The organism is Streptomyces sp. NPDC033180, from assembly GCF_055577645.1.
In genome coordinates, this window is record NZ_JBVIPU010000001.1 from 653,396 (window position 1) to 677,663 (window position 24,268).

The 24,268-nt window shown below is 71.6% G+C and carries 19 protein-coding genes and 1 pseudogene; 10 read left to right on the top strand and 10 right to left on the bottom strand.

What is annotated here, in order from left to right; genetic code table 11:
* Positions 1–7 precede the first annotated feature (7 nt).
* The 3 genes from ACZ5WE_RS03035 to ACZ5WE_RS03045 are packed head-to-tail and all read right to left on the bottom strand — an operon-like array spanning position 8 to position 3,194.
* Entirely contained in the window at positions 8–1,093 is a 1,086-nt protein-coding gene (locus ACZ5WE_RS03035; protein WP_467690737.1) for a prenyltransferase/squalene oxidase repeat-containing protein, read from the bottom strand.
* The gene (locus ACZ5WE_RS03040; protein WP_361827547.1) at positions 1,090–1,833 is read right to left on the bottom strand and encodes a class I SAM-dependent methyltransferase; all 744 of its coding nucleotides are present in this window, start codon (positions 1,831–1,833) and stop codon (positions 1,090–1,092) included. Before ACZ5WE_RS03040 ends, ACZ5WE_RS03035 begins: the two co-directional genes overlap by 4 nt.
* A complete protein-coding gene (locus tag ACZ5WE_RS03045; RefSeq protein WP_467690739.1) occupies positions 1,833–3,194 on the bottom strand; it encodes a glycosyltransferase family 4 protein in 1,362 nt (453 codons plus the stop codon). The genes ACZ5WE_RS03040 and ACZ5WE_RS03045 overlap by 1 nt, the downstream gene beginning before the upstream one ends.
* A 232-nt stretch (positions 3,195–3,426) precedes the next feature.
* Between ACZ5WE_RS03045 and ACZ5WE_RS03050 the strand changes: the two genes are divergently transcribed.
* Positions 3,427–4,062, top strand: coding sequence for a TetR family transcriptional regulator (locus ACZ5WE_RS03050; RefSeq protein WP_467690741.1), 636 nt, complete (start codon positions 3,427–3,429; stop codon positions 4,060–4,062).
* A 507-nt stretch (positions 4,063–4,569) separates the two neighbouring features.
* Positions 4,570–4,812, top strand: a pseudogene (locus ACZ5WE_RS03055) (LuxR C-terminal-related transcriptional regulator); the annotation flags it as partial.
* On the opposite strand, the gene ACZ5WE_RS03060 reads toward ACZ5WE_RS03055, so the two are convergent.
* From ACZ5WE_RS03060 to ACZ5WE_RS03085, 6 genes are all read right to left on the bottom strand, one after another.
* Positions 4,738–6,636, bottom strand: a complete 1,899-nt coding sequence (locus tag ACZ5WE_RS03060) for an ATP-binding cassette domain-containing protein (protein ID WP_467690932.1) — start codon at positions 6,634–6,636, stop codon at positions 4,738–4,740. The pseudogene ACZ5WE_RS03055 and the gene ACZ5WE_RS03060 sit on opposite strands and share 75 nt — an antisense overlap.
* A 5-nt stretch (positions 6,637–6,641) precedes the next feature.
* The gene (locus ACZ5WE_RS03065) at positions 6,642–8,369 is read right to left on the bottom strand and encodes an ABC transporter ATP-binding protein (RefSeq protein WP_467690743.1); all 1,728 of its coding nucleotides are present in this window, start codon (positions 8,367–8,369) and stop codon (positions 6,642–6,644) included.
* A 189-nt stretch (positions 8,370–8,558) separates the two neighbouring features.
* Positions 8,559–8,684, bottom strand: coding sequence for a SapB/AmfS family lanthipeptide (locus tag ACZ5WE_RS03070; protein ID WP_363307399.1), 126 nt, complete (start codon positions 8,682–8,684; stop codon positions 8,559–8,561).
* 45 nt (positions 8,685–8,729) lie between these two features.
* A complete protein-coding gene (gene lanKC / locus ACZ5WE_RS03075) occupies positions 8,730–11,369 on the bottom strand; it encodes a class III lanthionine synthetase LanKC (RefSeq protein WP_467690745.1) in 2,640 nt (879 codons plus the stop codon).
* Between the two features lie 206 nt (positions 11,370–11,575).
* Positions 11,576–11,809: a ferredoxin gene (locus ACZ5WE_RS03080; RefSeq protein ID WP_467690747.1), complete on the bottom strand. Its 234-nt coding sequence runs from the start codon at positions 11,807–11,809 to the stop codon at positions 11,576–11,578.
* Complete coding sequence (locus ACZ5WE_RS03085; protein WP_467690749.1) at positions 11,809–13,275, bottom strand: aldehyde dehydrogenase; 1,467 nt, start codon at positions 13,273–13,275, stop codon at positions 11,809–11,811. The genes ACZ5WE_RS03080 and ACZ5WE_RS03085 overlap by 1 nt, the downstream gene beginning before the upstream one ends.
* Before the next feature lie 277 nt (positions 13,276–13,552).
* Here ACZ5WE_RS03085 and ACZ5WE_RS03090 point away from each other — a divergent pair, with 277 nt between their 5' ends.
* The 7 genes from ACZ5WE_RS03090 to ACZ5WE_RS03120 all read left to right on the top strand — a co-directional run bounded on the left by ACZ5WE_RS03090 (position 13,553) and on the right by ACZ5WE_RS03120 (position 21,308).
* Positions 13,553–14,602: an MBL fold metallo-hydrolase gene (locus ACZ5WE_RS03090; RefSeq protein WP_467690751.1), complete on the top strand. Its 1,050-nt coding sequence runs from the start codon at positions 13,553–13,555 to the stop codon at positions 14,600–14,602.
* Between the two features lie 305 nt (positions 14,603–14,907).
* On the top strand, positions 14,908–16,125 hold the full coding sequence (locus tag ACZ5WE_RS03095; RefSeq protein ID WP_467690753.1) for a prenyltransferase/squalene oxidase repeat-containing protein: 1,218 nt from the start codon (positions 14,908–14,910) through the stop codon (positions 16,123–16,125).
* Positions 16,122–16,796, top strand: a complete 675-nt coding sequence (locus ACZ5WE_RS03100; RefSeq protein WP_467690755.1) for an SCO2322 family protein — start codon at positions 16,122–16,124, stop codon at positions 16,794–16,796. Before ACZ5WE_RS03095 ends, ACZ5WE_RS03100 begins: the two co-directional genes overlap by 4 nt.
* Positions 16,797–16,803: 7 nt before the next feature.
* Positions 16,804–17,979 (top strand): energy-coupling factor transporter transmembrane component T, encoded by a 1,176-nt coding sequence (locus ACZ5WE_RS03105; RefSeq protein ID WP_467690756.1) that lies wholly within the window; start codon positions 16,804–16,806, stop codon positions 17,977–17,979.
* On the top strand, positions 17,976–19,661 hold the full coding sequence (locus ACZ5WE_RS03110) for an ABC transporter ATP-binding protein (protein WP_467690758.1): 1,686 nt from the start codon (positions 17,976–17,978) through the stop codon (positions 19,659–19,661). Before ACZ5WE_RS03105 ends, ACZ5WE_RS03110 begins: the two co-directional genes overlap by 4 nt.
* The gene (locus tag ACZ5WE_RS03115) at positions 19,658–20,506 is read left to right on the top strand and encodes an ECF transporter S component (RefSeq protein ID WP_467690760.1); all 849 of its coding nucleotides are present in this window, start codon (positions 19,658–19,660) and stop codon (positions 20,504–20,506) included. Before ACZ5WE_RS03110 ends, ACZ5WE_RS03115 begins: the two co-directional genes overlap by 4 nt.
* Positions 20,507–20,852: 346 nt before the next feature.
* Entirely contained in the window at positions 20,853–21,308 is a 456-nt protein-coding gene (locus tag ACZ5WE_RS03120; RefSeq protein WP_467690761.1) for an aggregation-promoting factor C-terminal-like domain-containing protein, read from the top strand.
* A gap of 112 nt (positions 21,309–21,420) precedes the next feature.
* Here the strand turns inward: ACZ5WE_RS03120 and ACZ5WE_RS03125 are convergent, their stop codons facing one another.
* Positions 21,421–22,590 (bottom strand): steroid 3-ketoacyl-CoA thiolase, encoded by a 1,170-nt coding sequence (locus tag ACZ5WE_RS03125; RefSeq protein ID WP_467690762.1) that lies wholly within the window; start codon positions 22,588–22,590, stop codon positions 21,421–21,423.
* Positions 22,591–22,853: 263 nt separating this feature from the next.
* Between ACZ5WE_RS03125 and ACZ5WE_RS03130 the strand changes: the two genes are divergently transcribed.
* A complete protein-coding gene (locus ACZ5WE_RS03130) occupies positions 22,854–24,098 on the top strand; it encodes a cytochrome P450 (protein WP_467690763.1) in 1,245 nt (414 codons plus the stop codon).
* The last annotated feature ends 170 nt before the right edge of the window (positions 24,099–24,268 follow it).

Sequence of the window (24,268 nt, forward strand, 5' to 3'; positions counted from 1 at the left end):
TGCGGCGCTACTGAGCGGTCGCCCCGCAGCACTCCGGCGCGAGGCCCACCGGCAGGCGTTCTCCCGAGAACACCGCGCAGGTGGCCTCGTCACCGCCGAGTGCCGCCACCGCGAGCAGCAGGGAGCCCGCCGTCCACGTCGTCAGCTCCTCGGGCCAGATCGCCTTGTCGTCGAAGACATAGCCCGTCCAGTAGAGGCCGGTCCGCGCATCGCGCAGGTGCTGGATCGACTGGAGGATCTCCAGGGCTCGGTCCGATTCGCCCAACACCCAGAGGGACAGGGCGAGTTCGGCGCTCTCGCCGCCCGTCACCCAGTTGTTGGGGATGACGCAGCGCACGCCCAGGTCCGGCACCACGAAGCGGTCCCAGCCCTCCTCCATCCGGGCCTTGGCCTGCGCGCCCGTGAGCGCGCCGCCGAGGACCGGGTAGTACCAGTCCATCGAGTAGCGGTCCTTGTCCAGGAAGCGCTCGGGGTGGCTGCGGATGGCGTGGGCCAGCGCGCCCGTCGCCAGCTCCCAGTCCGGCTGCGGCTCCTCGCGCTGCTCGGCGATCGCCAGGGCGCAGCGCAGCGCCTGGTGGATCGAGGAACTGCCGGTCAGCAGCGCGTCGTTGACCGGCTCACCACTCGCCTCACGCTTCCAGCCGATCTGCCCGCCCTGCTGCTGCAGCGCGAGGACGAACTCCACCGCGCCCACCACCGTCGGCCACAGGCGGTCGAGGAACGTGTCGTCGCCGGTCGAGAGGTAGTGGTGCCAGACGCCCACCGCGATGTACGCGCAGAAGTTCGTCTCGCGACCCCGGTCCGTCACATCGTGCGGATCACCGTCGGCGTACGCCGCGTACCAGGACCCGTCCGGGTTCTGGTGCCGCGCGAGCCAGTCGTAGGCACGGGCCGCCGCCGCGTGCTCGCCCGCCGCGTCCAGGGCCATGGCGGCCTCGGTGTGGTCCCACGGGTCGAGGTGGTGGCCGCGGAACCACGGGATCGCGCCATCCTCGCGTTGGACGGCCAGGATTCCGCGGACTGTCCGCAGCGCCTGATCGGCCGTCAGGACGCCCGGCAGGACCAGGTGTTCGGTCCGCTCCGGGCTCGTCACGCGTCGGTCTTCGCGTCGGTCTTCGGCAGATGCGGCTTCGTCGCGTACGCCACGAAACTCTTGCCCACGACCGGGTTGAGCAGCTGCTCCGCCACCTTCGTGGCCAGCGGTTTCTTCATGATGTCCCAGACCAGGAGCTTGTGGTACGCCCGCACCGGCAGCGCCTTGTCGTTGTCCACGCCGAACGCGCACTTCAGCCACCAGTACGGCGCGTGCAGCGCGTGCGCGTGGTGCGTGCCGTACGGCTTCAGGCCCGCTTCGCGCATCCTGCCGAGCAGTTCGTCCGCCTTGTAGATGCGGATGTGGCCGCCCTCCACCTCGTGGTAGGCGTCCGACAGGGCCCAGCAGATCTTCTCCGGGCCGTAGCGCGGGACGGTCACCGCGATGCGGCCGCCCGGCTTGAGGACCCTGACCATCTCCGCGAGTACGCCCTTGTCGTCGGGGATGTGCTCCATCACCTCGGAGATGATCACGACGTCGAACGAGGCGTCGGGGAAGGGGAGGTTGAGCGCGTCGCCCTCCATCGCGGTGGCGGTCGCGCCGGCCGGTGCCTCGCCCGCCTCCTTCATCGCGGCGAACCACTTGGCGACCTCGCGGATCTCCTCGCCGTTCTGGTCGAGGGCCACCACCTGGGCCCCCCGCCGGTAACACTCGAAGGCGTGCCGGCCCGCGCCGCAGCCCAGGTCCAGGACGCGATCGCCCGCGGCGAGCGGGAAGCGGGTGAAGTCGACGGTCAGCATCAGCGATGGCTCCCGGAGTACGTCGGGGTGGCCGCGGGGCGGCGGCCGGATTGCGGACCCGCGTCTGTGGCAATCGCCGCGCGGTACAGCTCTGCGGTGCCCTGGGCGGCGCGGGCCCAGGTGAATTTGGCGAGAACCCGCTCGCGGCCGGCCGCACCGAGGCGGGTCCGCAGCTCGCGGTCGCCGAGGAGCCGGATCAGGCCGGCGGCAAGGGCGCCGGGGTCGGCGGGCCGCACGGCCAGGCAGGTCTCGCCGTCCGGCCCCGCGACCTCCGGGATCGCGCCGCCGGTCGTCGCGAGCAGCGGCGTCCCCGTCGCCATCGCCTCGGCCGCGGGGAGCGAGAAGCCCTCGTACAGCGAAGGGACACAGGCGACCTCGGCCGAGCGGACGAGGTCCACCAGCTCCTCGTCGGTGATGCCCTTGACGAACTCGATGGCGTCCTCGAGGCCGTACTTCTCGATGGCCTGCGCGACGGGGCCGTCCTCGGCACGCTTGCCGACGACGACCAGATGGGCGGCCGGGTTCTCGGCGCGGACCTTGGCCAGGGCCTCGACGAGGTAGATGAGGCCCTTGAGCGGGACGTCGGCGCTGGACGTCGTGACGATCCGGCCCGGCACCTCGGGGACCGACGCGTCCGGCGAGAAGAGGTCCGTGTCGGCGCCGATGTGCACGACGTTGATGCGGTCCTCGCGTACGCCGAGGTGGTCGACGATCTCCTGGCGCGAGGTGCCGGAGACGGTGAGCACGGAGGGCAGACGGCGGGCCACACGCTTTTGCATGCGCGTGAACGCGTACCAGCGGCGCACGGACATGCGGCGTCGCCAGTTGGGCGCCGCCTCCAGGTCCAGCCGGCGGTCCACGGTGATGGGGTGATGGATCGTCGAGACGAGCGGGGCGCCGAGGTCGCCCAACAGACCGTAGCCGAGCGTCTGGTTGTCGTGCACGACGTCGAACTCGCCGCGCCTGGCGCGCAGATGGCGGCGGGCGCGCAGGCTGAAGGTCGCGGGCTCGGGGAAGCCGCCGGTCCACATCGTCGCCACCTCGAGCGCGTCGACCCAGTCGCGGTACTCGTCGCGCTTCGGCGTGCGGAAGGGGTCCGGCGAGCGGTAGAGGTCGAGGCTCGGCAGCTCGGTGAGCTTGAGGCCTTCGAGGCCGTCGTCCAGGACGGGGTAGGGCTGCGCGCCGATCACTTCGACGCTGTGGCCGAGCCGGGTCAGCTCGCGTGAGAGGTGGCGTACGTAGACGCCTTGTCCCCCGCAGTACGGGTTGCCCTTGTACGTGAGGAGAGCGATGCGCAACGGACGGTCACCATCGGCGTCCGGCCCCGTCCGGGGGCCCGCCTCCATGGCCTCAGCGGTCACTCTCGGCCCCCTTCTCCCTGCGGTTGTCCGCGAGGTTACGCCGGGACGGTAATCTAGAACAAGTTTCAGACTTGATCGTTGAATGATCGCTGATTGATCGCGGAACGAGCTTTGAATCTACCGGCAGGTAGCCGCGCTGTAAGGCCCGGATCAGGTGATTCGCGCCACGGCGGGTGCCCTGCCATGCTGGCCCACCACATCACCGGACCGGGACGACGGAACAACGGGACATATGACAGCGGAAGCCAAGGCAGCGGAAGTCGCAGCAGCTGATCCGGCGTCGCCGCCCCTGACCGAACGGCAGGAGGCACGCCGCCGCCGCATCCTGCACGCCAGCGCCCAACTCGCGAGCAGGGGCGGGTTCGACGCGGTGCAGATGCGCGAGGTCGCCGAGTCCTCCAGCGTCGCGCTCGGCACGCTGTACCGCTACTTCCCCTCCAAGGTGCATCTCCTGGTCGCCACCATGCAGGACCAGCTCCAGCACATGCACACGACGATCCGCAAACGCCCGCCCGCGGGCGAGACGCCGGCCGAGCGGTGCGCCGAGACGCTGATGCGGGCCTTCCGTGCCCTGCAGCGCGAGCCGCACCTGGCGGACGCGATGGTCAGGGCGCTGACCTTCGCCGACCGCTCCGTGAGCCCCGAGGTGGACACGGTCTCGCGGCTGACCACGGCGATCATCCTGGACGCGATGGGTCTGGAGGACGCGCCGACCCCCGAGCAGCTCTCGGCGGTCCGGGTCATCGAGCACACCTGGCACTCGGCGCTGATCACCTGGCTCTCCGGGCGGGCGTCGATCGCGCAGGTCAAGATCGACATCGAGATGGTGTGCCGCCTGATCGACCTGACGTCTCCAAAGACCCCGTAGCCGAGGGGCCTTCCGTCCCGTCACGCATTCACCGGCAGCGGATTGCCGCAACCCCTGAATCGGTGCACGGGGGGCGCAGACCCGCCTGGCAATTGCGCCCCTGAGCCTCTCCTGATCCCTCTTGGCCAGATCTCGCATCCGTACGAGCGGTCGGCGCCGCTATGAATGGTCTACGTGCTGAATGAAGCAACCGGGACCGACAGCGGGAACCTGAAGGAGCCAAAGGTGATCCGGGTACTTCTCGTGCACGACGCCTGTCTGCTGAGATCGGCTCTGGCGGAACGCCTCGCCCGTGAGCCGGATCTGGAGGTGTTCCATGCACCGTGGCACGAGGCCCGCGACCGTACGGGCGCAGTGCGTCCCGATGTCTGCGTGGTCGACCCCGACGGTGACACGGCGTACGCCTCCTCGGAGTTCGGGGAGCAGTCCCATCCGGTGACCGGGGGCCTCGGCTGCCCGCTCCTCGTCCTGGTGTCCGGCAACAGGCCGGGGCTGCTCCGCCGCTGCATGGAGGCAGGCGCCCTCGGCTATGTGGACAAGGCGAGCCCGCCCGACCGCCTCCTTGCCGGCATCAGACAGGTGGCGGCCGGGCAGCGGTTCGTGGACGAGTCGCTGGGGTTCGGCTTTCTGAAAGCAGCTCAGATGCCGCTCACGCACCGGGAGTTACTCGTGCTGTCACTCGCCGCCGGGGGTGCGCCCGTCGCCGAGATCGCGCACCGCCTGCACCTGACCAACGGGACGGTGCGCAACTACATGGCCGCGATCACCCGCAAGACCGGGGCGCGGAACAGAATCGACGCCATACGGATCTCGCGCGGGGAGGGCTGGGTGTGAAGTGCCGCTGCCAGAACCCCAGTTGCCGGACAGCTCACGATAGAGCGAGGAGCGTTCGAGCAGCTCATCGTGGCGGCCGCACAGGGTGTGCGTCCCGTCCATCACCAGGATCCGGTCGGCGCGGCGGGCCGAGCTGATGCGGTGGGCGATCACCACGAGGGTGCCGCCGGGCCGCGCCGCGAACGCCCGCTCGGCGCGGGCCTCCGCCACCGGGTCGAGGTGGCAGGTGGCCTCGTCGAGCAGGGCGAGGGGCGCGTACGAGATGTAGGAGCGGGTCAGCGCGATGAGCTGCCGCTCACCCGCGGAGAGGGCGGCGGGGTCCACGGGGGCGGCGAGGCCGCCGAGCCGCTCGATCACCCCACTGAGCCCGACGGCGTGCGCGGCGGCCAGCAGCTCCGCGTCACCGACGGCGTCCGCCCGCAGGTACTCCAGGTTCTGCCGCACGGTCCCGCTGAAGACGTACGCCTCCTGCGGTATCAACACCCGCCGCCCGACGGCATCTTGCCCCCGCACGCCCCGCCCGGCCACGCGGACGGTGCCACTAGCGGGCTCCAACAGCCCGGCCACGAGCCCGGCGAGGGTGGACTTCCCGATCCCACTGGGCCCGACGACCGCCAGATGCCCTCCCCGCGGGACGGTAAGTGACAGGTCGCGCACGACGGGCTCGGCGCGAGGGCCGTAGGCGAAGGTGACGCAGGAGAGGTGGAGGGCGGGGGTGTGGTCGGGGGTTGCTTCCCCGCCAGGGGGCGGCGCTTGTGTGTCCGTGTCGGGTGACTCGGGCGCCGGCGGGTCCGGGGCCCAGGTGAGGCGGCGTAGGACTATGGCCAGGCGGGAACCGCTCGTGCCCAGGCCGTGGATGAGGTTGTGCAGGGCCGGGAGCAGGGCCTGGGTGACATAGGCGATCGCACCCACCAGGGCGCCCGGCGTCACTCCGTTGTTCAGGAGCCAGGGGGCCGTGACCAGGAGCAGGACGAGCGGCAGCTGGCCACCGGTCACGAGGGCCGCGGTGCGCAGGACGCCCCAGCGGGCGAGGGAACGGGCCGCCGCGTACTCCGTGGCGATGCCCCGGTCCAGATCCTCGGCCACGTCCTGTTCCGCGCCCGCCGCCGCGACGTCCCGCAACCCTGGTACCACCGTGCCCAGTTGGCTCGCGATGCCCTCGTCAGCGACGAGGAACCTCTCCTGACGCCGGGCCAGCGGGCGCAGGCTCGCCACGAACAGGGCGACCCCGGCGAGCAGTGGTGGCGCGACGACCAGGAGGAGGAGCGGGGCCAGCGAGAACAGGCCGATCAGCGCGCCCGCCGCCGTGAAGACGAAGGAACGGGAGACGAGGACCAGGCCCGCGAAGGTGTCCCTGGCGATCTCCACCTGCTGAGTGAGCCGGGACACTGACGCGCTGTCCGCCTCCTTCAGCCCCCGGCCGACGACCTGCCGCACCAGCGTGTCCCGCAGCGGCTCCACCAGATCGGCGACCGCGCGGTACACCCGCCCCGTGCCGTACGCGGCCACGACCACGCCGAGCCCGGCCCCGCCGAGCCACCCGAGACCCACGTCCTCACGCCCCGCGAGGAAGCCGTCGTCCAGGGCACGCGCGAGGGCGTAGCCGGTGAGGAAGGTCTGCCCGGTCTCCAGTACGGACCAGAGCGCGAGCCGCAGCACCGCCTGCCACCTGCGCCGGAGGAAGCGGACACCTCGGCGGTATGGGCCCTGCGGGGCCGAGGACGGCCGCACCCGCTCCACGCGCCTCACGTGCCGAACACCTCCCGGTACTCCGCTCGCTCCCAGAGCTCCGCGTGTGTCCCCACCGCGCGTATCCGGCCGTCGTGCAGCCACGCCACCGCGTCCGCGCGGGCCGCCGTCGCCGCACGGTGGGCGATGATCAGGCGGCTGCGGTGCGGGGTGTGGTGGAGCAGGGCCTCGGCGATGTGGTGTTCGGTCACCGTGTCCAGGCTCGACATCGCGTCGTCCAGGATCAGGAGTCGGCCGCCCCGCGCGAACGCCCGTGCCAGGCCGAGGCGTTGGGCCTCGCCTCCGGAGAGGGGCGCATCCGCGCAGGGCGTGGTGTAACCGCCGGGGAGCCGGGTGATGAAGGGATCGGCGTGCGCCGCGCGGGCCGCATCGCGGATGCGGGGCGGCGCCGGGCGCGGGGCGCCGAAGCCGATCGTGTCCTCCAGGGTCGTGCCGAGCAGCGCGGGCCGCTCGAAGGCGTAGCCGACCTCGCGGCGCAGCTCCTCGCGGCCGAGCGAGCGCAGCGGGACACCGTCGAGGCGCACGTCCCCTTCGTCCGGGTCGGCGAGGCGGCCCGCGACGGACGCGAGAAGCGACTTGCCCGCCCCGGAGCGCCCGACCACGGCGAGCGTGCCGCCCGCGGGCACGGTCAGGTCGACGCCGTCGAGCACGGTGCGCCCACCGCGGATCACCGTGACGCCGCGCATCTCCAATAGCCCATCTCCTGGGGGGAGTTCAGAGGCTCCGTACGAGGTGGCCGGTTCCGCGAGCACCTCCCCCAGGCGGCGGGCCGCGGCCCTGGCCCGCACCAGCGCTCCCAGCTGGCCGACGAGCATGCCGATCCCGGTGGCGAGCACCGCGTAACGGGATGCGGCCAACAGCTCCCCGACGCTGAGGCGGTCCTGGACCACCAGATGACCGGCTACCGCGACGACCGCGATCTGCAGGAGGGGCGCGACCGCGACAGCCTGCGCCTGGGAGCGGCCCTGGACCCGCCACATCCGGTGGCCCTGTCGGGAGAGTTCGGGCAGCGCGTCGAGGACGCGCCTGGCTTCCTTCTCCTCGGTGCGCGCGGCCGCGATGGTCCGGGCCCCGCCGATCGCCTCGCCGAGGCGGCCCGCGATGTTCCCCTGGACCTGCTGGTAGCGCGCCACGCAGTCGGACGAGACGCGCACGAACCACCGCAGCAGCAGGACGAGGACGGGCGCTCCGGCGATGAACACGACGGCCAGCCAGCCGTCGATCAGGGCGAGTGCCACCACCGCGCCCACGGGCGCGACCAGGGCGGCGAGGAGCGCGGCGAGTGTGGCGGGCGCGACGCCCGCGTGTGCCGCGTTGTCGATGAGGCGGGCCACGAGGTCGCCTGGGGCGAAGCGCGCAGTGGCGCGTGGCCCGACGGCCAGGACGTGGCGTCCGACACGGCCGCGCAGCCAGGCGGTGGCGCGGGCGTTGGTGGTGCCGGTGAGGATGCCGTCGCAGGCGTCGAGGAGCGCGCTCGCGCCGATGAGCGCCGCGCACAGGAGGATCCAGCGGGTGGCGTCGGCGCCGACGTGGCCGGCGGCGTGCCCCGCGAGGACGGCATCAAGGGCACGCCCGATCGCGAACGGCAGCAAGAGGCTCGCGCCCGCCCCCGCGACGCTGCACAGCGCGAGGGCCGCGCAACGGGCGGCGCTGTACCGGGTCGAAGCCTTCAACAGGCCCGCGTCGTGGCCGGGTTGATGGGTCCGGGCGTTCGTGATCGCCATACGGTCCGGGTCCTCGCAGTCCTCGTGTCCGTGGCGGAGCGGCGGGGCGGAGCGCCCGCGTCCGTGACGTCGACCCCCGTGGCATCGGCGTCCGCGAACGGCCGCGGTGGAGCCGGGCGGTGCCTCTGGGGAGAGGCACCGCCCGGTCCCTCACGAACGAACCGTGCCGGTGTCAGGCACGGGGCGGTGTCACAGACAGAGCAGCACGCTCGCGTCGCTCCAGCACAGCAGCAGGCTCACCTGGCTGCCGCCGCCACCGCCGCCGCCACCGGTCATCTCGTCGGACTCCATGCTCTGCAGGTCGAGAAGCGCCATGATCTTCCCTCTCACTTGGGGACGTTGATGTCCTCGTGGGTGGTGTCACGACCCCGCCGCGTGGCGGGACCGGCTCTGGGGCCGCCTGAGCGGCGGCAGGAAGGGGACGTGTGCTCCGCCGTCCCCGAGGGCGGCGGCGAGCGCGAGGAGACAGCCCGCCGTTCCGGTGTGCAGGTCCATGGAGAGGCGCAGCATCTGATGGCCGGGGAAGGCGAGTTGCCCCCCGTAGGGCATCGCGAACCAGCCCAGGCCCTCGATCTGCGCGGCCACGTCCTCGGGTGTGATGCCGGGCGCTGTGCTGCGGTTGAGGTGCAGCAGCAGCCCCGCCCGGCCCTGGAACAGGCCGGGCTGCACGCAGAAGCGTGAGCGCGCGGTGGCCAGGATGCCCGGACGCGCCGCTTCGAACCCGGCGTCGCCCCGGTGCGCGAGGTAGTCGTCGATGACCATCCCGATGCCTACGGAGCCGTCACCGAGGTAGGGCATCGTGCGCCGGCCCTCGTCCACTCCGAGGCTGCCGTCGGGCCGCGCCACGCATCGGGAGAGGTCCGCGCGCAGGGCCTTCGCCGCCAGGTCGAGGAGCGCGGGGTCGCCGTTCCTCTCGTACAGCCGCAGGAAGAGGAGCGCGGGGCCCGTGGCACCGTGCAGCAGACCGGCCCGTTGCCGCCCCTTCGCCGGGGGCTCCGCGGTGAGCCGCTCGCCGATCACCTCCGCTGCCTGCAGGGCGTGTTGAGCGAAGGAATCCTCGCCCGTGCTGTGCGCGATGGCGTCGAGTGCGAGGCCGAGTCCGGCGAGGCCGCCGTGCAGGTCGGAGGGGAGCCGCTGCCAGTTCTCCTGGAGGACGAGCTCCATCAGGTCGAGCGCGCGCGTGCGGTGGCCGAGCCGTTCGAGTACGTGGGCGATGCCCGCGAGGCCGTCATCGAGGCCGAGGGGCGTGCCGAGCGGGGCGGGGTCGATGTGCTTCAGGAGCCAGCGCTCGCCCTCTTCGTAGCGTTCGGCGCCGCTCTCGGCGAGGGCGAGCAGCACTCCGGCCGCTCCGTGCGCGAGGCCGAGCCCGCCGCCGTCGGTGAACTGCGCGATGTCGCCGGGGAAGAGCCGGTCGTCGCGCTCCGGGGTGGCCGAGGCGAGGATGGCCTTGACCATCGAGTCCCGGCTGGAGGGCCAGTCGGCGACATCGACGAGCGGCACTGCCGCTCCCGCCGCCGCACCCGCGGTCGCCCGCACGGCGCCCTTCGCGCCGGCCAGGCCCTGCCCGCCGCGCTCGATCTCCGTCACGGCCTCGTCGAGGAACTCCCGCGGCACGTCGGGGAACTGGGACGCGATCACCGTCGCGAGGTGCGCGGCCTTGCCCCGGTCGACGGCGAGGAGCGTGGTGATGGGCAGGAAGAGGGCGAGCCGCAGGCACGCGAGGGCGTAGTGGTCGACGTCCACGCCCTCGCGGTCAGCGGGCGCGATGAACCCGGGGTGGGCCACGACCTGTCGACCGCTCTCGCCCACCCGTGTCGCCGCCTCGAAGTCGAGGAGCGATACGGACTGTTCGTCGGGCGCGACCATGATGTTGAACATGTGGAGGTCGTTGAAGACGACACCCCGCTCGTGCACGGCGGCGACGGCCTCCTCGACGGCCCGGTGGATCTGCAGCGCCCAGGCCGTGTACGCGGCGATCGCGTCGTCGTCCGGCTCGCTGACAAGCAGCGGATGCCGGTCCGCGAAGAAGGAGTTGAGGGTGCGGCCCTCCAGGAAGTCCATGACGAGGAAGCGGTGACCGCCGAGTTCGAACCAGTCGCGCACCTCGGGCGCGACGCCGAGCCCCGCCAGCTTCTGGAGCGCCTCCCGCTCGCGCTCCAGACGGGCGACGGCGTCGGCCCCGTCCGACGCCAGGCCGGCGTACGGCCGCCCCTCTTTCAGGACGACCTTGCGGCCGTCACGGGTGTCGGTGCCCGCGTAGACCCCGCCGCCGTTGGAGAAGTGCAGCGCCTTCTCCATACGGTACGGAAGGTCGGTGACCGTCGTGTTGTTGCGCGCCGCGAGCTGGGGTTCGAGGAACGGCGGCAGCGTCACCCACTCGGGCACCCGGAAGGCCGGATCACGCGAGTCGGGGACGAGCCGGCCCTGGTCGTCCTCGATCGCGGGCACGAGACTGCCGCGCTCGTTGACGCACATGCGGCGGGTGAAGGCGCCGTACCTGACGTACAGCGGGCCTTCCTGCCAGCGCAGGTCGGTGAGGATGTAGGGCCCCTCGAACCCTTCGAGGACTCGCCCCAACTCGTTCAGCAGTGCGTGCAGTTGCTGCTCGTCGGCGGGGTAGATCGTCGCGAACTTGCCACTGCCGTCGCGTCCCGCGTACTTGCTGTTGCGCAGGTGGAGCAGGTGCCGTCCCGCGATGAACTTGAAGGGCACGGCGCGCGGCACGCAGTGGTCGCGGACCGCGGCGGCGATCCGGTCCGCGTTCTCCAGCGTGGCGGACACATGGATCTTCCAGCCCTGCTGGGGCGCGGGCCGTGCGTGCCCGTCCTCGTCGACGGGGACGAGGGTCAGCCAGTCGCCCTCGCGGGCCGATCGCCATCCCTGCGGGACCGGGAGCCCCGTCGTCCTGAACTCGGGGGCGCTCCCGCCCACGGACAAGCGGTCCGGAGTCTCGTAGAAGTACCTGTCGGCCAGGCAGTAGACCTCGTACCGCTTGTCCACGGCGTCCCCTCCCCCAAGTTGTCTGGGTCTGAACAGTTCCAGGCCGCAAAGGGGACGGACAGTCACGGATGTCATCGATCACCCATGCGGAACGCATGGGTAAAGTCCTGTTCGCACACGTTCGAGTGCAGATAAAGCGCATAGGACCGACACAAAACGGCTCGGATCGCATCACGGAAGTAAATCCGGTTGCCGGAGCGAAGCCGCTAGTCCTCCGGCGGGAAGACGACCTCCCCACTGCCGGACAACGTGATCGTGATCGCCTCGACCGGACACCCCTCGGCGGCTTCGAGCACCTTCTCGTTGGCGTCGGTCTCGGGATCCACGGGGTGCGACTGGCGGGCGGAGTCGAGCGCGAAACCACCCGGCGCCGTGCTCACGCACATCCCGGAGCCGATGCAGACCGAACGGTCCACCTCGACGTGCCAGCGGTCACCCATCAGGCACCCGCCCCTTCGTAGCCGGCGGGGAGGTGGATCATCTTGTGCTCGAAGTACTCGCCGTACCCCTCGGGCCCGAACTCCCGCCCGAGGCCTGAGTTCTTGTAGCCGCCGAACGGTCCGAGCATGTCGAGGCTGAAGGTGTTCACCGAGTACGTTCCGGTGCGCACCCGCCGCGCGATGTCGATGCCGCGCTCCGTGTCCGCCGTCCATACGCTGCCGCTGAGCCCGTACTCCGAGTCGTTGGCGATGTTCACGGCCTCGCTCTCGTCGCCGTACGGAATCAGGCAGATGACCGGGCCGAAGATCTCCTCGCGGGCGACGCGCATCGAGTTGTCCACGCCGCCGAAGAGCGTCGGCTCGACGTACCAGCCCTGATCGAGCCCGGCCGGACGCCCGCCACCCGTAAGGATCTTGGCGCCCTCCTCCTGGCCGATGCGGATGTAGTCGAGCGAGCGTTGCTGCTGGCGCCTGGTGACCAGCGGGCCGAGTTCGGTCTCCGGGTCGAGCGGGTCGCCGACCTTGAGCGCTGAGGCCGCGGCGGCGAAGGCCTCGGCGAACTCGTCGTGGCGAGAGTGCGGCACGAGGATGCGGGTCTGGGCCACGCACGCCTGGCCGTTGATCATCCAGGCGAAGGGGACGATGCCGGCGACCGCGCTCGCCGCGTCCGCGTCCGGCAGGATCACGGCGGCCGACTTGCCGCCCAGCTCCAGGGTCACGCGCGTGAGGTTGCGGGCGGCGACCTCCATGACGCGCTTGCCCGCGCCGACGGAACCGGTGAAGGACACCTTGTCGATGCCGGGGTGCCCGACGAGATACTCGCTCACCTCGCGGTCCGCGGAGATGATCGAGAGCACGCCCTGCGGCAGCCCCGCCTCGGTGGCGATCTCTCCGAGGATGTACGCGTCGAGCGGCGTCTCGGGCGAGGTCTTGAGGATCACCGGGCACCCGGCGAGCAGCGCGGGCGCGAGCTTGGCCGCGGCGGTGAACTGCGGGACGTTCCAGGGGACCACGGCCGCCACGACGCCGACCGGCTCGCGCCGCACGAGGATCTTGCCGAGGGCTCCGTCGCGCGCCTCCTCGTACGTGAAGTTCTTCGCGACCGTGAGCGCCGAGTCCCAGACCATCATCGCGGCGAGGGCCTGGACCATCACGCTCGATGTGTACGGGGTGCCGTTCTGGGAGCTGATGACGCGGGCGATCTCCTCGTGCCGTACGGCGAACGCGTCCTTGATCCTGGTGACGACCTCGATCCGCTCGTCGAGCGTCATCCGGGGCCAGGGGCCCTCGTCGAACGCCTTGCGCGCGGTGGCGACGGCCCGGTCGACATCGGCGGGCGCGGCGTGCGGCACCCGCGCGAAGGCCTCGCCGGTGTGCGGCGAGATCACCTCGATGACGTCCTTGCCGAGGGGGTCCACCAGCTCCCCGCCGATGAAAAGCTGTCCGTGTTCCACGAGCTCGGTCATGGCTGACTGCCTCCTGCGGGATTCCGCCCTGCGCGGCACGCTTCCTGACACTGCTTCCTGACGCTGCTTCCTGACGCTGCTTCCTGACGCTGCTTCCTGACGCTGCTTCAGAACTGATACCAGTTCTAGTTCCAGTAGTCCACGGAGAGCAAGGTGCACGCAGCCGTTCAAGTAGCCAGCCAAAACAGTCGACTTGGGCGATCATTGGAACTAGTTCTAGTTATGCTGACTGTGGCCGTGGTCGTGGCCGCGCAGCGACGAGAGATGAGGGCCCCCGATGACGCAGGTGACCGAGCCGCAGGTGACCGAGCACGGCGGGGGCGTCTGGAGCATCAAGGTCCCCATCCCGGACAACCCTCTGGGCTTCACCCTCGTCCACCTCCTGGACACCGACGGCGGCCCGGTCCTCATCGACACGGGCTGGGACGACCCCACATCCTGGGACGCCCTCGCCTCCGGCCTCGCCGCCTGCGGCACGTCCGTCGAGGCGGTGCACGGCGTCGTCATCACCCACCACCACCCCGACCACCACGGCCTCTCCGCCAAGGTCCGCGAGGCCTCGGGCGCGTGGATCGCGATGCACGAGGCGGACGCGTCGGTCGTACGCCGCACGCGGACCGGGCCGCCCGCGCGCTGGTTCGACTACATGGTGGAGAAACTGACGGCCGCGGGCGCCCCCGCCGATCATCTGACGCCGCTGCTCGCCGCCCGCGACGCGGGCCGCGCGCCCCGGGTGCCGGGCCTCGCCGCAGCGCTCCCCGACCGCGACATCACGCCGAGCGAGCTGCTCGAACTGCCGGGCCGCAGGCTCCGCGCGATCTGGACCCCCGGCCACACACCGGGCCACGTCTGCCTGCACCTGGAGGAGGAGCACCCGGCGCAACTGCCCGGCCACGGCCGCCTGTTCTCCGGCGACCATCTGCTCCCCGGCATCACCCCGCACATCGGTCTTTACGAGGACCCCGACGACGAGACCATCACCGATCCCCTCGGCGACTACCTCGACTCCCTGGAGCGCATCGGCCGCCTCGGCCCCGCCGAGGTGCTCCCCGCCCACCAGTACGCGTTCACCGACGCCCCGGGCCGCGTGCGGGAGATCCTTGCCCACCACGAGGAGCGTCTGACGGACCTGCTCGCCCTCCTCGCAGAGCCCCTCACTCCTTGGCAGCTCGCCGAGCAGATGGAGTGGAACCGCCCCTGGGCCGAGATCCGCTACGGCTCGCGGAACATCGCCGTCTCCGAGGCCGAGGCCCATGTACGGCGCCTGGTGAAGCTGGGGCGCGCTGAGGCGGTGGGCAACGATCCGGTGCGGTACCGCGCGGTGTGACCTCCCGCCGGGGGCGGGCGCCCCGGGCCGCTCCCCCTACGGGCCGGTAGAGTGGCCTCCGTCGTCATCATGCCCGTACGGGGGGAAGCCGGTGCGAATCCGGCGCTGACCCGCAGCCGTTATCCGCGGTCCGCAAGGACCGCAGGAGAGCCGGATTGCCCCGCACGGAGCGTGACCGGCTCACGTCATCGGGACCTCCGATGGCCGGCACCGTCGAGGTATACGGAGCCGGAGCCGCCCGGTGCTCGTGCCCGCTACGTGCCCGTGCTGCCCCGCTCCCCGCAGGGAGAGGCACCCGCCGCATCATGAACGTTCGCCGCAGCGCAGCGGTCCTGGCCGCCGTCGCCGTGTTCGGTTCGACCGCGGCCCCGGCCGCCTTCGCGGACACCGCGTCACCGTCGCCCTCCGCCAAGCTGCCGTCCGGTCTGTACGGCGACGCCGACCCCAAGTTCGACGGGGTGTTCCGGCAGTCGTACGCCCTGCTCGCCCAGGACTCGGCCGGTGTGAAGCCCGCCGCGAAGGCCGTCGACTGGCTCACCGGCCAGAGCTGCGCGAGCGGCGGCTTCGCCGCCTACCGCGCCGACGCGGGCGAGCCGTGCGACTCCAAGACGATGTTCGACAGCAACGCGACGGCGTCCGCCGTGCAGGCGCTCGCCGCGCTCGGCGGTCAGAAGAAGACGGTCGACAAGAGCGTCGGCTGGCTGAAGTCGGTGCAGAACGAGGACGGCGGCTGGGGCTACAGCCCCGGCATGGACTCCGACGCCAACTCCACCGGCATCGTCATCGGCGCGCTCACCGCGGCGGGCGAGAAGCCGGAGGGCGTGAAGGCCCAGAGCGGCAAGACGGCGTTCAACGCGCTGCCCGCCCTCTCGATGAGCTGTGCCAAGGACGGCGGCGCCTTCGGCCTCGCGGACGTCAAGTCCGGCAAGCTCTCGCCGAACGCGGACGCCACCGCGGCGGGCGTCCTCGGCGCCCACGGCAAGGGCCTGGTCGTGGACGCGGCCAAGAAGAAGGAAGCCGCACCGAAGTGCGCGAAGGCGGACACCGCCGAGCAGGCCGCGTCGAACGGCACCGGCTACCTCCTGAAGACCCTCGCCAAGGGTGACGACCACCTGATGTCGTCGATGCCCGGCGCCAAGAACATGCCCGACCTGGGCAACACCGCCGACTCCGTGCTCGCGCTCGCCGCGGCCGGTCAGCCGGAGCAGGCCGAGAAGTCGGCCAAGTGGCTGGCGAGGAACTCCGCGCAGTGGGCCGAGAAGTCCGGCCCCGCCGCCCACGCCCAGCTGATCTTCGCCGCCCACGCCTCCGGCATGGACCCGCGCGACTTCGGCGGCGCGGACCTGGTCAAGCAGCTGAACGCGCAGGGCCCCGCCCCGCAGGCGGCCGATCAGGCATCCGACGAGAAGAAGGACAGCGACGACGGCGGCCTGAGCATCTGGTGGATCATCGGCGTCGGCATGGTCGCCGGCATCGGCATCGGCTTCCTGTACAGCGGCAACAAGAAGAAGCAGCAGCTGTGACGCGGGGTCGCGCGCGGTGCGGGCGCCTGGTGATCGGGGCGCTGTTCGCCGCCCTGCTCGGCGTCCTCGCCGCCGCCCCCGCCCAGGCCGCCGGTTCCGGCTACCGCTACTGGTCCTTCTGGGACCGGGACGGCTCGAAGTGGGCGTACGCGAGCCAGGGGCCGAGCACCGCCCGTCCCGACGACGGGGCCGTCCAGGGCTTCCGGTTCTCCGTGTCCGAGGACTCGCAGGACTCCGCGAAGCCGCGCGGCGCCGCCGACTTCGACACGATCTGCGCCAAGACGCCCGCCAAGGACGACCGCAAGCGGATCGCCCTGGTCATCGACTTCGGCACGCCGGGTGACGCCCCCGGCGGCGAGAGCCCGCCGAAACCGCGTACCGCCTGCGCGCGGATCGCGGACGACGCGACGAGCGCGGACGCCCTCGCCGCGGTCGCCAAGCCCCTGCGCTACGACAGCAACGCGCTGCTGTGCGCCATCGCCGACTACCCGAAGGCGGGCTGCGGCGAGCAGGTCGCGGGCAACGGCGAGTTGGAGGACACGAAGAAGAAGCCGACCGCGAGCGACGAGGAGAGCGACTCCGGTCCTTCCGTCGGACTGATCGCGGGCGTGGCCGCCATCGCACTGCTCGGCGGGGCCGCCGTCTGGCAGGCACGCCGCCGACGCGGCTGACCGCACGATGAGCGATCACCCGAGCACCGCTCCCGGTGCGCTGCGGCGGCGGCTGGCCCCCGAAGCGCACCGGAGCAACGCGCTGCACCCGGGCGCCTGGTGGGTGTGGGCGCTCGGCCTCGGCGTCGCGGCGTCCCGCACCACCAACCCGCTGCTGCTCGGCCTCCTGATCGGGGTCGCGGGCTATGTCGTCGCGGCGCGCAGGACGTCGGCGCCGTGGGCACGGTCCTACGGCGCCTTCGTGAAGCTGGGCCTGGTCGTGATCGCGATCCGGCTCGTCTTCGCCGTCGTCCTCGGCTCCCCCATCCCCGGTTCGCACGTCATCGTGACGCTTCCCGAAGTGCCGCTGCCCGACTGGGCGAAGGGCGTACGGATCGGGGGCCGCGTGACGGCCGAGGGGCTGCTCTTCGCGCTCTACGACGGGGTGCGCCTGGCCGGTCTCCTCATCTGTGTGGGCGCCGCCAACGCGCTCGCAAGCCCGGCTCGGCTGCTCAAGTCGCTGCCGGGCGCGCTGTACGAGGTGGGGGTCGCCATCGTCGTGGCGATGACGTTCGCACCGAACCTGATCATGGATGTGCAGCGCCTGCGGGCCGCGCGACGCCTTCGCGGGCGCGCGGACAAGGGCATCCGGGGGCTGCTCCAGGTCGGGCTGCCCGTCCTTGAGGGCGCGTTGGAGCGGTCGGTAGCCCTGGCCGCCGCGATGGACGCGCGCGGCTTCGGCCGCAGCGCGCCGGTGCCCGCCGGGGTACGCAGGGCGACCGCGTTCCTGACGCTCGGCGGCCTGATGGGCGTCTGCGCGGGTACGTACGGCCTGCTCTCCGCCGACGGTACGGGCTACGGTCTGCCGGTCCTCGGCGCCGGTCTCGTCGCCGCCCTCGCGGGACTGCGCCTCGGCGGCCGGCGCTCCGTGCGCACCCGCTACCGGCCCGACCCGTGGGGCGTGCGCGCCTGGCTCGTCGCCGGGTCGGGGATCGCGGTGGCGGGCCTGATGGTCTGGGCGGCCACCTACGACGCGTCCGCCCTGCATCCCGGGGTCGTCCCCCTGACGGCGCCGACGCTGCCGCTGTGGCCCGCGGCCGCCGTGCTCATCGGCCTGCTGCCCGCCTTCGTGGCGCCGGTGCCCGCCGATTCCGCCGCCTCCGCCCCTGTTCGCGCCCCCGGTCGCACCAAGGAGTCCTCATGATCCGCTTCGAGGATGTCTCCGTGACGTACGAAGGGGTCGCCGAGCCCACCGTGCGCGGGGTCGATCTCGCCGTGCCCGAGGGCGAGTTGGTGCTCCTCGTCGGTCCTTCCGGGGTCGGCAAGTCGACGCTGCTCGGCACGGTGAGCGGCCTCGTGCCGCACTTCACCGGGGGCACGCTGCGGGGCCGTGTGACCGTGGCGGGGCGCGACACCCGGACCCACAAGCCCCGCGAACTCGCCGATGTCGTCGGCACGGTGGGCCAGGACCCGCTCTCGCACTTCGTGACGGACACGGTCGAGGACGAGCTCGCCTACGGGATGGAGTCGCTCGGGCTCGCCCCCGACGTGATGCGCCGCCGGGTCGAGGAGACACTGGACCTGCTCGGGCTCGCCGATCTGCGCGAGCGCCCCATCGCCACCCTCTCCGGCGGCCAGCAGCAGCGCGTCGCCATCGGCTCGGTGCTCACACCGCACCCCGAGGTCCTCGTCCTCGACGAACCGACGTCGGCACTCGACCCGGCCGCCGCGGAGGAGGTACTCGCCGTACTGCAGCGGCTCGTGCACGACCTGGGCACGACGGTCCTGATGGCCGAGCACCGCCTGGAGCGGGTCGTTCAGTACGCGGACCAGGTGCTGCTGCTCGCGGCGCCGGGCGAGCCGCCCGTGCTCGGGGATCCCGCGTCGCTGATGGCCCGCTCGCCGGTCTACCCGCCTGTGGTGGGCCTCGGCCGCCTCGCGGGCTGGTCACCGCTGCCGCTGACGGTGCGGGACGCGCGGCGCAGGGCGGGTGCGCTGCGGGAGCGCCTGGCCGGGGCCGAGCCTCGGGAGGAGGTCGTGGCCGTGCGCCCCGATGAGCGCCCCGCGACGTTCCTGGGCCGACTCCGTGGACGTACGAAGGGGGACGCACCCGAAGCGGCGGCCGCCGTGGTCTCCGCCCTGGCCGTCCGCCGGGGCCGGGTGGAGGCCCTGCGCCGGGTGGACCTCACCGTCTCCGCGGGCGAGACGGTGGCCCTGATGGGCCGCAACGGCGCCGGAAAGTCCACGCTCCTCTCGACCCTGGTGGGGCTGCTCGAACCGGCGGCGGGCTCGGTCCGCGTCGGCGGCGCGGTCCCGCACCGCACAGGGCCGCGCGAGCTGATCCGCCACGTGGGCCTTGTCCCCCAGGAACCCCGGGACCTCCTCTACGCGGACACGGTGGCCGCCGAGTGCGCGGCGGCCGACCATGACGCGGCGGCCTCCGAGGGCACCTGCCGCGCGCTGGTCACCGAGCTGCTCCCCGGCATCGCGGACGACACGCACCCCCGCGACCTCTCGGAGGGCCAGCGCCTCACCCTGGCCCTGGCGATCGTCCTCACGGCCCGCCCTCCCCTGCTCCTGCTCGACGAGCCGACCCGCGGCCTCGACTACGCGGCCAAGGCCCGTCTGGTCACGCTCCTGCGCGGCCTGGCCGTCGAGGGCCACGCGATCGTCCTGGCCACGCACGACGTGGAACTGGCGGCGGAACTGGCCCACCGGGTGGCGATCCTCGCCGACGGGGAGATCGTCGCCGACGGCCCGACCGCGGAGATCGTGGTCGCTTCCCCGTCCTTCGCCCCGCAGACCACCAAGATCCTTGCCCCGCAGAAGTGGCTGACGGTCGCGGAGGTACGGGACGCGTTGGATTCCGGGGGTGGGCCCGCGTGAGCCGTTCTCCCGTTTCCCGCCGGGCGGGCTCCGGTCAGGCCCGCCCCATCCGTCTCGGCCCGCGCTCGGTCGGCGCCCTCGCCCTCGTCAGCGCGGTCGGCGTGGTGGCCTTCGGGTGGCCGCTCATCGCGGGCGGTGAATCGGGGCTGAGCGCGCACGCCCAGGACGCGCCCTGGCTGTTCGCGGCCCTGCTGCCGCTGCTGCTCGCCGTGGTCGTGGCGACCATCGCCGATGTCGGGCTCGACGCGAAGGCCATCGCGATGCTCGGGGTCCTCGCCGCCGCCGGTGCCGCGCTGCGGCCGCTGGGGGCGGGGACGGCCGGGATCGAGCCGATGTTCTTCCTCATGGTGCTCAGCGGGCGCGTCCTTGGGCCCGGGTTCGGGTTCGTGCTCGGCGCCGTGTCCATGTTCGCCTCCGCGCTGCTCACCGGCGGCGTGGGTCCGTGGATGCCGTTCCAGATGCTGTCCATGGGGTGGGTCTGCATGGGCGCGGGGCTGCTGCCCGGGCCCGACAGCATCCGCGGGCGCGGCGAGCTGTGGCTGCTCGCCGCCTACGGGGCCGTCTCGTCCGTCCTGTACGGCACCGTCATGAATCTGCAGGGCTGGCCCTACCTCGGCGGTCTCGCGACCGGCGTCTCCTTCGTGCCCGGCGACCCGGTCGGCGACAACCTGGGCCGCTTCATCGCGTACTGCCTGGCGACCTCGCTGGGCTGGGACCTGCCCCGCGCCGTCGTCACCGTCCTGCTGAGCCTCGCCCTCGGCCCCGCCGTGCTGAGGGCGCTGCGCCGGGCCACGCGCCGGGCCGCCTTCGAGGCCCAGGTCACATTCGAGGGGCCCAAGCTGTAGGCGGCCGTCGGCTCTCCGTCACCGAAGGGGTCCCTTCACGGTGAGGCGGCCCACAGGACCTTGGTCCTCCACTAAGCAGGGCCGTAGATCATCAACTCTGACGCGCACGCGTCAAAAAGCGGTCTGACCTGGGGATTGAGAGCCACGTCACACAAAGGACCTTCTACTCGGATGCGACATCCACTAGTAAAAGGGGTCATTGCGGAGACGCGCCGGCCCTGCTTCTCTGGATCGAGTCGCACGGCGCCGACGACCGACAGGTCCAGGGTGCCGACGCATTCCTCCCGCCACACACCGTGGCCCACGGCGTGCCCGCGACACTCTGTCCCCCACGGAAGGTCACGCTTTGTCCGCCACGCTCCTCCGCCGTATCGCCACTCCGAAGAAGGCCCTCACCGGTGTCGCTGTGGCAGCCGCCACGTCCGGCATGGTGTTCATGGCGGGCCCGGCCCAGGCCGCGGCCCCCACCGAGGCGAAGGCCGCCGCTCCGGCCGCCGCTCCCGCCGCGGCGCCTTCCTCGGCCCAGGCGATCGCGAAGAAGATGATCCCGGACCCCGCTCAGTACAAGGCGTTCAGCAAGATCGTGGAGCACGAGAGCGGCTGGAACCACAAGGCGACGAACTCCTCCTCCGGCGCCTACGGCCTGGTCCAGGCCCTCCCCGCCTCGAAGATGGCTTCGGCGGGCTCGGACTGGAAGACCAACCCCGAGACCCAGATCAAGTGGGGCCTCGACTACATGAACGACCGCTACGGCAGCCCGACTGGCGCATGGGCTCACTGGCAGGCGAACGGCTCCTACTGAGCCGAACTCCGTCGCGGCGCACCGGAGATCACCGGCTCCGCCGAGTTCGTCCTCAAACGCCGGACAGGCTGGACATCCCAGCCCGTCCGGCGTTTTCGGATTCCGGAACGGCCTACAGCCGCTGAATGATCGTCCCCGTAGCGACAGCGCCCCCCGCGCACATCGTGATCAGCGCGAACTCCTTGTCCCGTCGCTCCAGCTCATGCAGAGCCGTGGTGATGAGCCGCGCCCCCGTCGCCCCCACGGGGTGCCCCAGCGCGATCGCGCCGCCGTTCACGTTCACCTTCTCCAGGTCCTGCTCGAAGACCTGCGCCCAGCTGAGGACCACCGACGCGAACGCCTCGTTGATCTCCACGAGGTCGATGTCCTTCAGGGACATCCCGGCCTTGCCCAGGACCGCCCGCGTCGCGTCGATCGGCCCGTCGAGGTGGAAGTGCGGATCGGCACCCACCAGCGCCTGCGCGACGATCCGCGCGCGCGGCTTCAGCTTCAGCGCCCGCGCCATCCGCTTCGACGCCCACATGATCGCCGCCGCGCCGTCCGATATCTGCGAGGAGTTCCCCGCGGTGTGCACGGCGGTCGGCATCACGGGCTTGAGCCGCTCAAGGCCCTCCATCGTGGTGTCCCGAAGGCCCTCGTCCCGGTCGACGAGCCGCCACATGCCCTGCCCGGCGGCCTGCTCCTCCTCCGTCGTCGGGACCTGGACGGCGAACGTCTCGCGTTTGAAGCGCTCCTCGGCCCAGGCGGTGCCGGCGCGCTCCTGCGAGATGAGGCCGAGCGAGTCGACGTTCTCCCGCGTGAGGCCCCGGTTTCGGGCGATCCGCTCGGCGGCCTCGAACTGATTGGGCAGGTCGACGTTCCACTCCTCGGGGAACGGCTTGCCGGGACCGTGCTTGGAGCCCGAACCCAGCGGCACCCGTGACATCGCCTCGACGCCGCAGCTGATCCCCACGTCGATGACACCGGCCGCGACCATGTTGGCGACCATGTGGCTCGCCTGCTGCGACGAGCCGCACTGACAGTCCACCGTCGTCGCCGCGGTCTCGTACGGGAGGCCCATCGTGAGCCAGGCCGTGCGCGCCGGGTTCATGGACTGCTCCCCGGCGTGGGTGACCGTGCCGCCCACGATCTGCTCGACGCAGTCGGCGTGGATGCCCGTACGGCCGAGGAGCTCTCGGTAGGTCTCGCCGAGCAGATAGGCGGGGTGGAGATTGGCGAGCGCGCCGCCGCGCTTACCTATGGGGGTGCGTACGGCTTCGACGATGACAGGTTCCGCGGCCATGGGCGTCCTCTCCATCCACATCCCGCGGGGGTGTCCCGGCACCCACGCGGAGAACTAGTACGCGTTCTAGTTCTGCATGCAGTCTGCTGAGCGCGACCCCACCGCCGCAAGGGGCTTGCACGCACCTTGCGCACTACCTGCACGAAAGCCGTGCGGTCACGGGCCTTGCCTCTTGTAGAACCCGTTACTACCTTGCGGGGCATCTCCTGATGGACCGTCAGGAAAGCTGCAGAGATGTCAGACCTGAACTCCTGGAGTTGCCGATGCCCTGTCCAGCGCTGCCCGACGGGTTCGACTTCACCGACCCCGACCTGCTCCAAGAGCGCGTACCCCTCCCGGAGTTCGCCCAGTTGCGGCAGACGGAACCGGTGCGCTGGATCGCCCAGCCGCCGCGCATCTCCGGCTTCGACGACGCGGGCTACTGGGCCGTCACGCGGCACGAGGACGTCAAGTACGTCTCCACGCACCCCGAGTTGTTCTCCTCCAATCTCAACACCGCGGTCATCCGCTTCAACGAGTCGATCAGCCGCGACCAGATCGAAGTACAGAAGATGATCATGCTCAACATGGACCCGCCCGAGCACACCCGGGTCCGCCAGATCGTGCAGCGCGGCTTCACGCCCCGCGCCATACGGTCCCTGGAGGACGCCCTGCGCGACCGCGCGGGCTCCATCGTCGAGACGGCCCTGGCGAACGCCGCAGCGGACGGCTCCTTCGACTTCGTCACGAACGTCGCCGTCGAACTTCCCCTCCAGGCCATCGCCGAGCTCATCGGCGTGCCCCAGGACGACCGGACGAAGATATTCGACTGGTCCAACAAGATGGCCGCCTACGACGACCCGGAGTACGCGATCACCGAGGAGGTCGGCGCCGAGGCGGCCATGGAGATCGTCTCGTACGCGATGAATCTCGCCGCCGCCCGCAAGGAGTGCCCGGCCAAGGACATCGTGAGCCAGCTGGTGGCCGCCGAGGACGAAGGAAACCTCTCCTCCGACGAGTTCGGCTTCTTCGTCATCCTGCTCGCGGTGGCCGGCAACGAGACCACCCGCAATGCCATCACCCACGGCATGCACGCCTTCCTCACCCATCCGGAGCAGTGGGAGCTCTTCAAACGCGAGCGCCCCGGGACCACCGCCGAGGAGATCGTGCGCTGGGCCACCCCCGTCGTCTCCTTCCAGCGCACCGCCACCCAGGACACCGAGATCGGCGAGGCGAAGATCAAGAAGGGCGACCGCGTCGGGATCTTCTACTCCTCGGCCAACAACGACCCCGATGTCTTCGACGAGCCCGGGAAGTTCGACATCTCCCGCGACCCGAACCCGCACCTCGGCTTCGGCGGCGGAGGCCCGCACTTCTGCCTCGGCAAGTCGCTCGCGGTCCTGGAGATCAACCTCATCTTCAACGCGATCGCGGACGCGCTGCCCGATCTGCGTCTGGTCTCCGACCCCCGCAGACTCCGCTCGGCATGGCTGAACGGGGTCAAGGAACTGCAGGTCAGCACGGGCTGACCTGCGGCCAGGGAGGCAGGGGCGATTCCCCCCTACGCCCTGCCCCTGCCTCCCCCTGGCGGCCTGCCTTGGCAGCCTGTCCCGGCGGCCTGTCCGATCAGGGGACAGATCCGGCCAGGCGCCGCCCGGAGCCAACGTTTCCGTTGCGTGCGGCGTCTTGAGGAGTAAGC

Excerpts from the sequence above, each read along its gene's own strand:
- ACZ5WE_RS03095 (WP_467690753.1), top strand. The coding sequence starts at position 14,908 with ATGAACGTTCGCCGCAGCGCAGCGGTCCTGGCCGCCGTCGCCGTGTTC.
- ACZ5WE_RS03085 (WP_467690749.1), bottom strand. The coding sequence starts at position 13,275 with ATGACCGAGCTCGTGGAACACGGACAGCTTTTCATCGGCGGGGAGCTG.
- ACZ5WE_RS03050 (WP_467690741.1), top strand. The coding sequence starts at position 3,427 with ATGACAGCGGAAGCCAAGGCAGCGGAAGTCGCAGCAGCTGATCCGGCG.
- ACZ5WE_RS03110 (WP_467690758.1), top strand. The coding sequence starts at position 17,976 with ATGATCCGCTTCGAGGATGTCTCCGTGACGTACGAAGGGGTCGCCGAG.
- ACZ5WE_RS03040 (WP_361827547.1), bottom strand. The coding sequence starts at position 1,833 with ATGCTGACCGTCGACTTCACCCGCTTCCCGCTCGCCGCGGGCGATCGC.
- ACZ5WE_RS03125 (WP_467690762.1), bottom strand. The coding sequence starts at position 22,590 with ATGGCCGCGGAACCTGTCATCGTCGAAGCCGTACGCACCCCCATAGGT.
- ACZ5WE_RS03090 (WP_467690751.1), top strand. The coding sequence starts at position 13,553 with ATGACGCAGGTGACCGAGCCGCAGGTGACCGAGCACGGCGGGGGCGTC.
- ACZ5WE_RS03105 (WP_467690756.1), top strand. The coding sequence starts at position 16,804 with ATGAGCGATCACCCGAGCACCGCTCCCGGTGCGCTGCGGCGGCGGCTG.
- ACZ5WE_RS03080 (WP_467690747.1), bottom strand. The coding sequence starts at position 11,809 with ATGGGTGACCGCTGGCACGTCGAGGTGGACCGTTCGGTCTGCATCGGC.
- ACZ5WE_RS03130 (WP_467690763.1), top strand. The coding sequence starts at position 22,854 with ATGCCCTGTCCAGCGCTGCCCGACGGGTTCGACTTCACCGACCCCGAC.
- ACZ5WE_RS03065 (WP_467690743.1), bottom strand. The coding sequence starts at position 8,369 with ATGGCGATCACGAACGCCCGGACCCATCAACCCGGCCACGACGCGGGC.
- ACZ5WE_RS03070 (WP_363307399.1), bottom strand. The coding sequence starts at position 8,684 with ATGGCGCTTCTCGACCTGCAGAGCATGGAGTCCGACGAGATGACCGGT.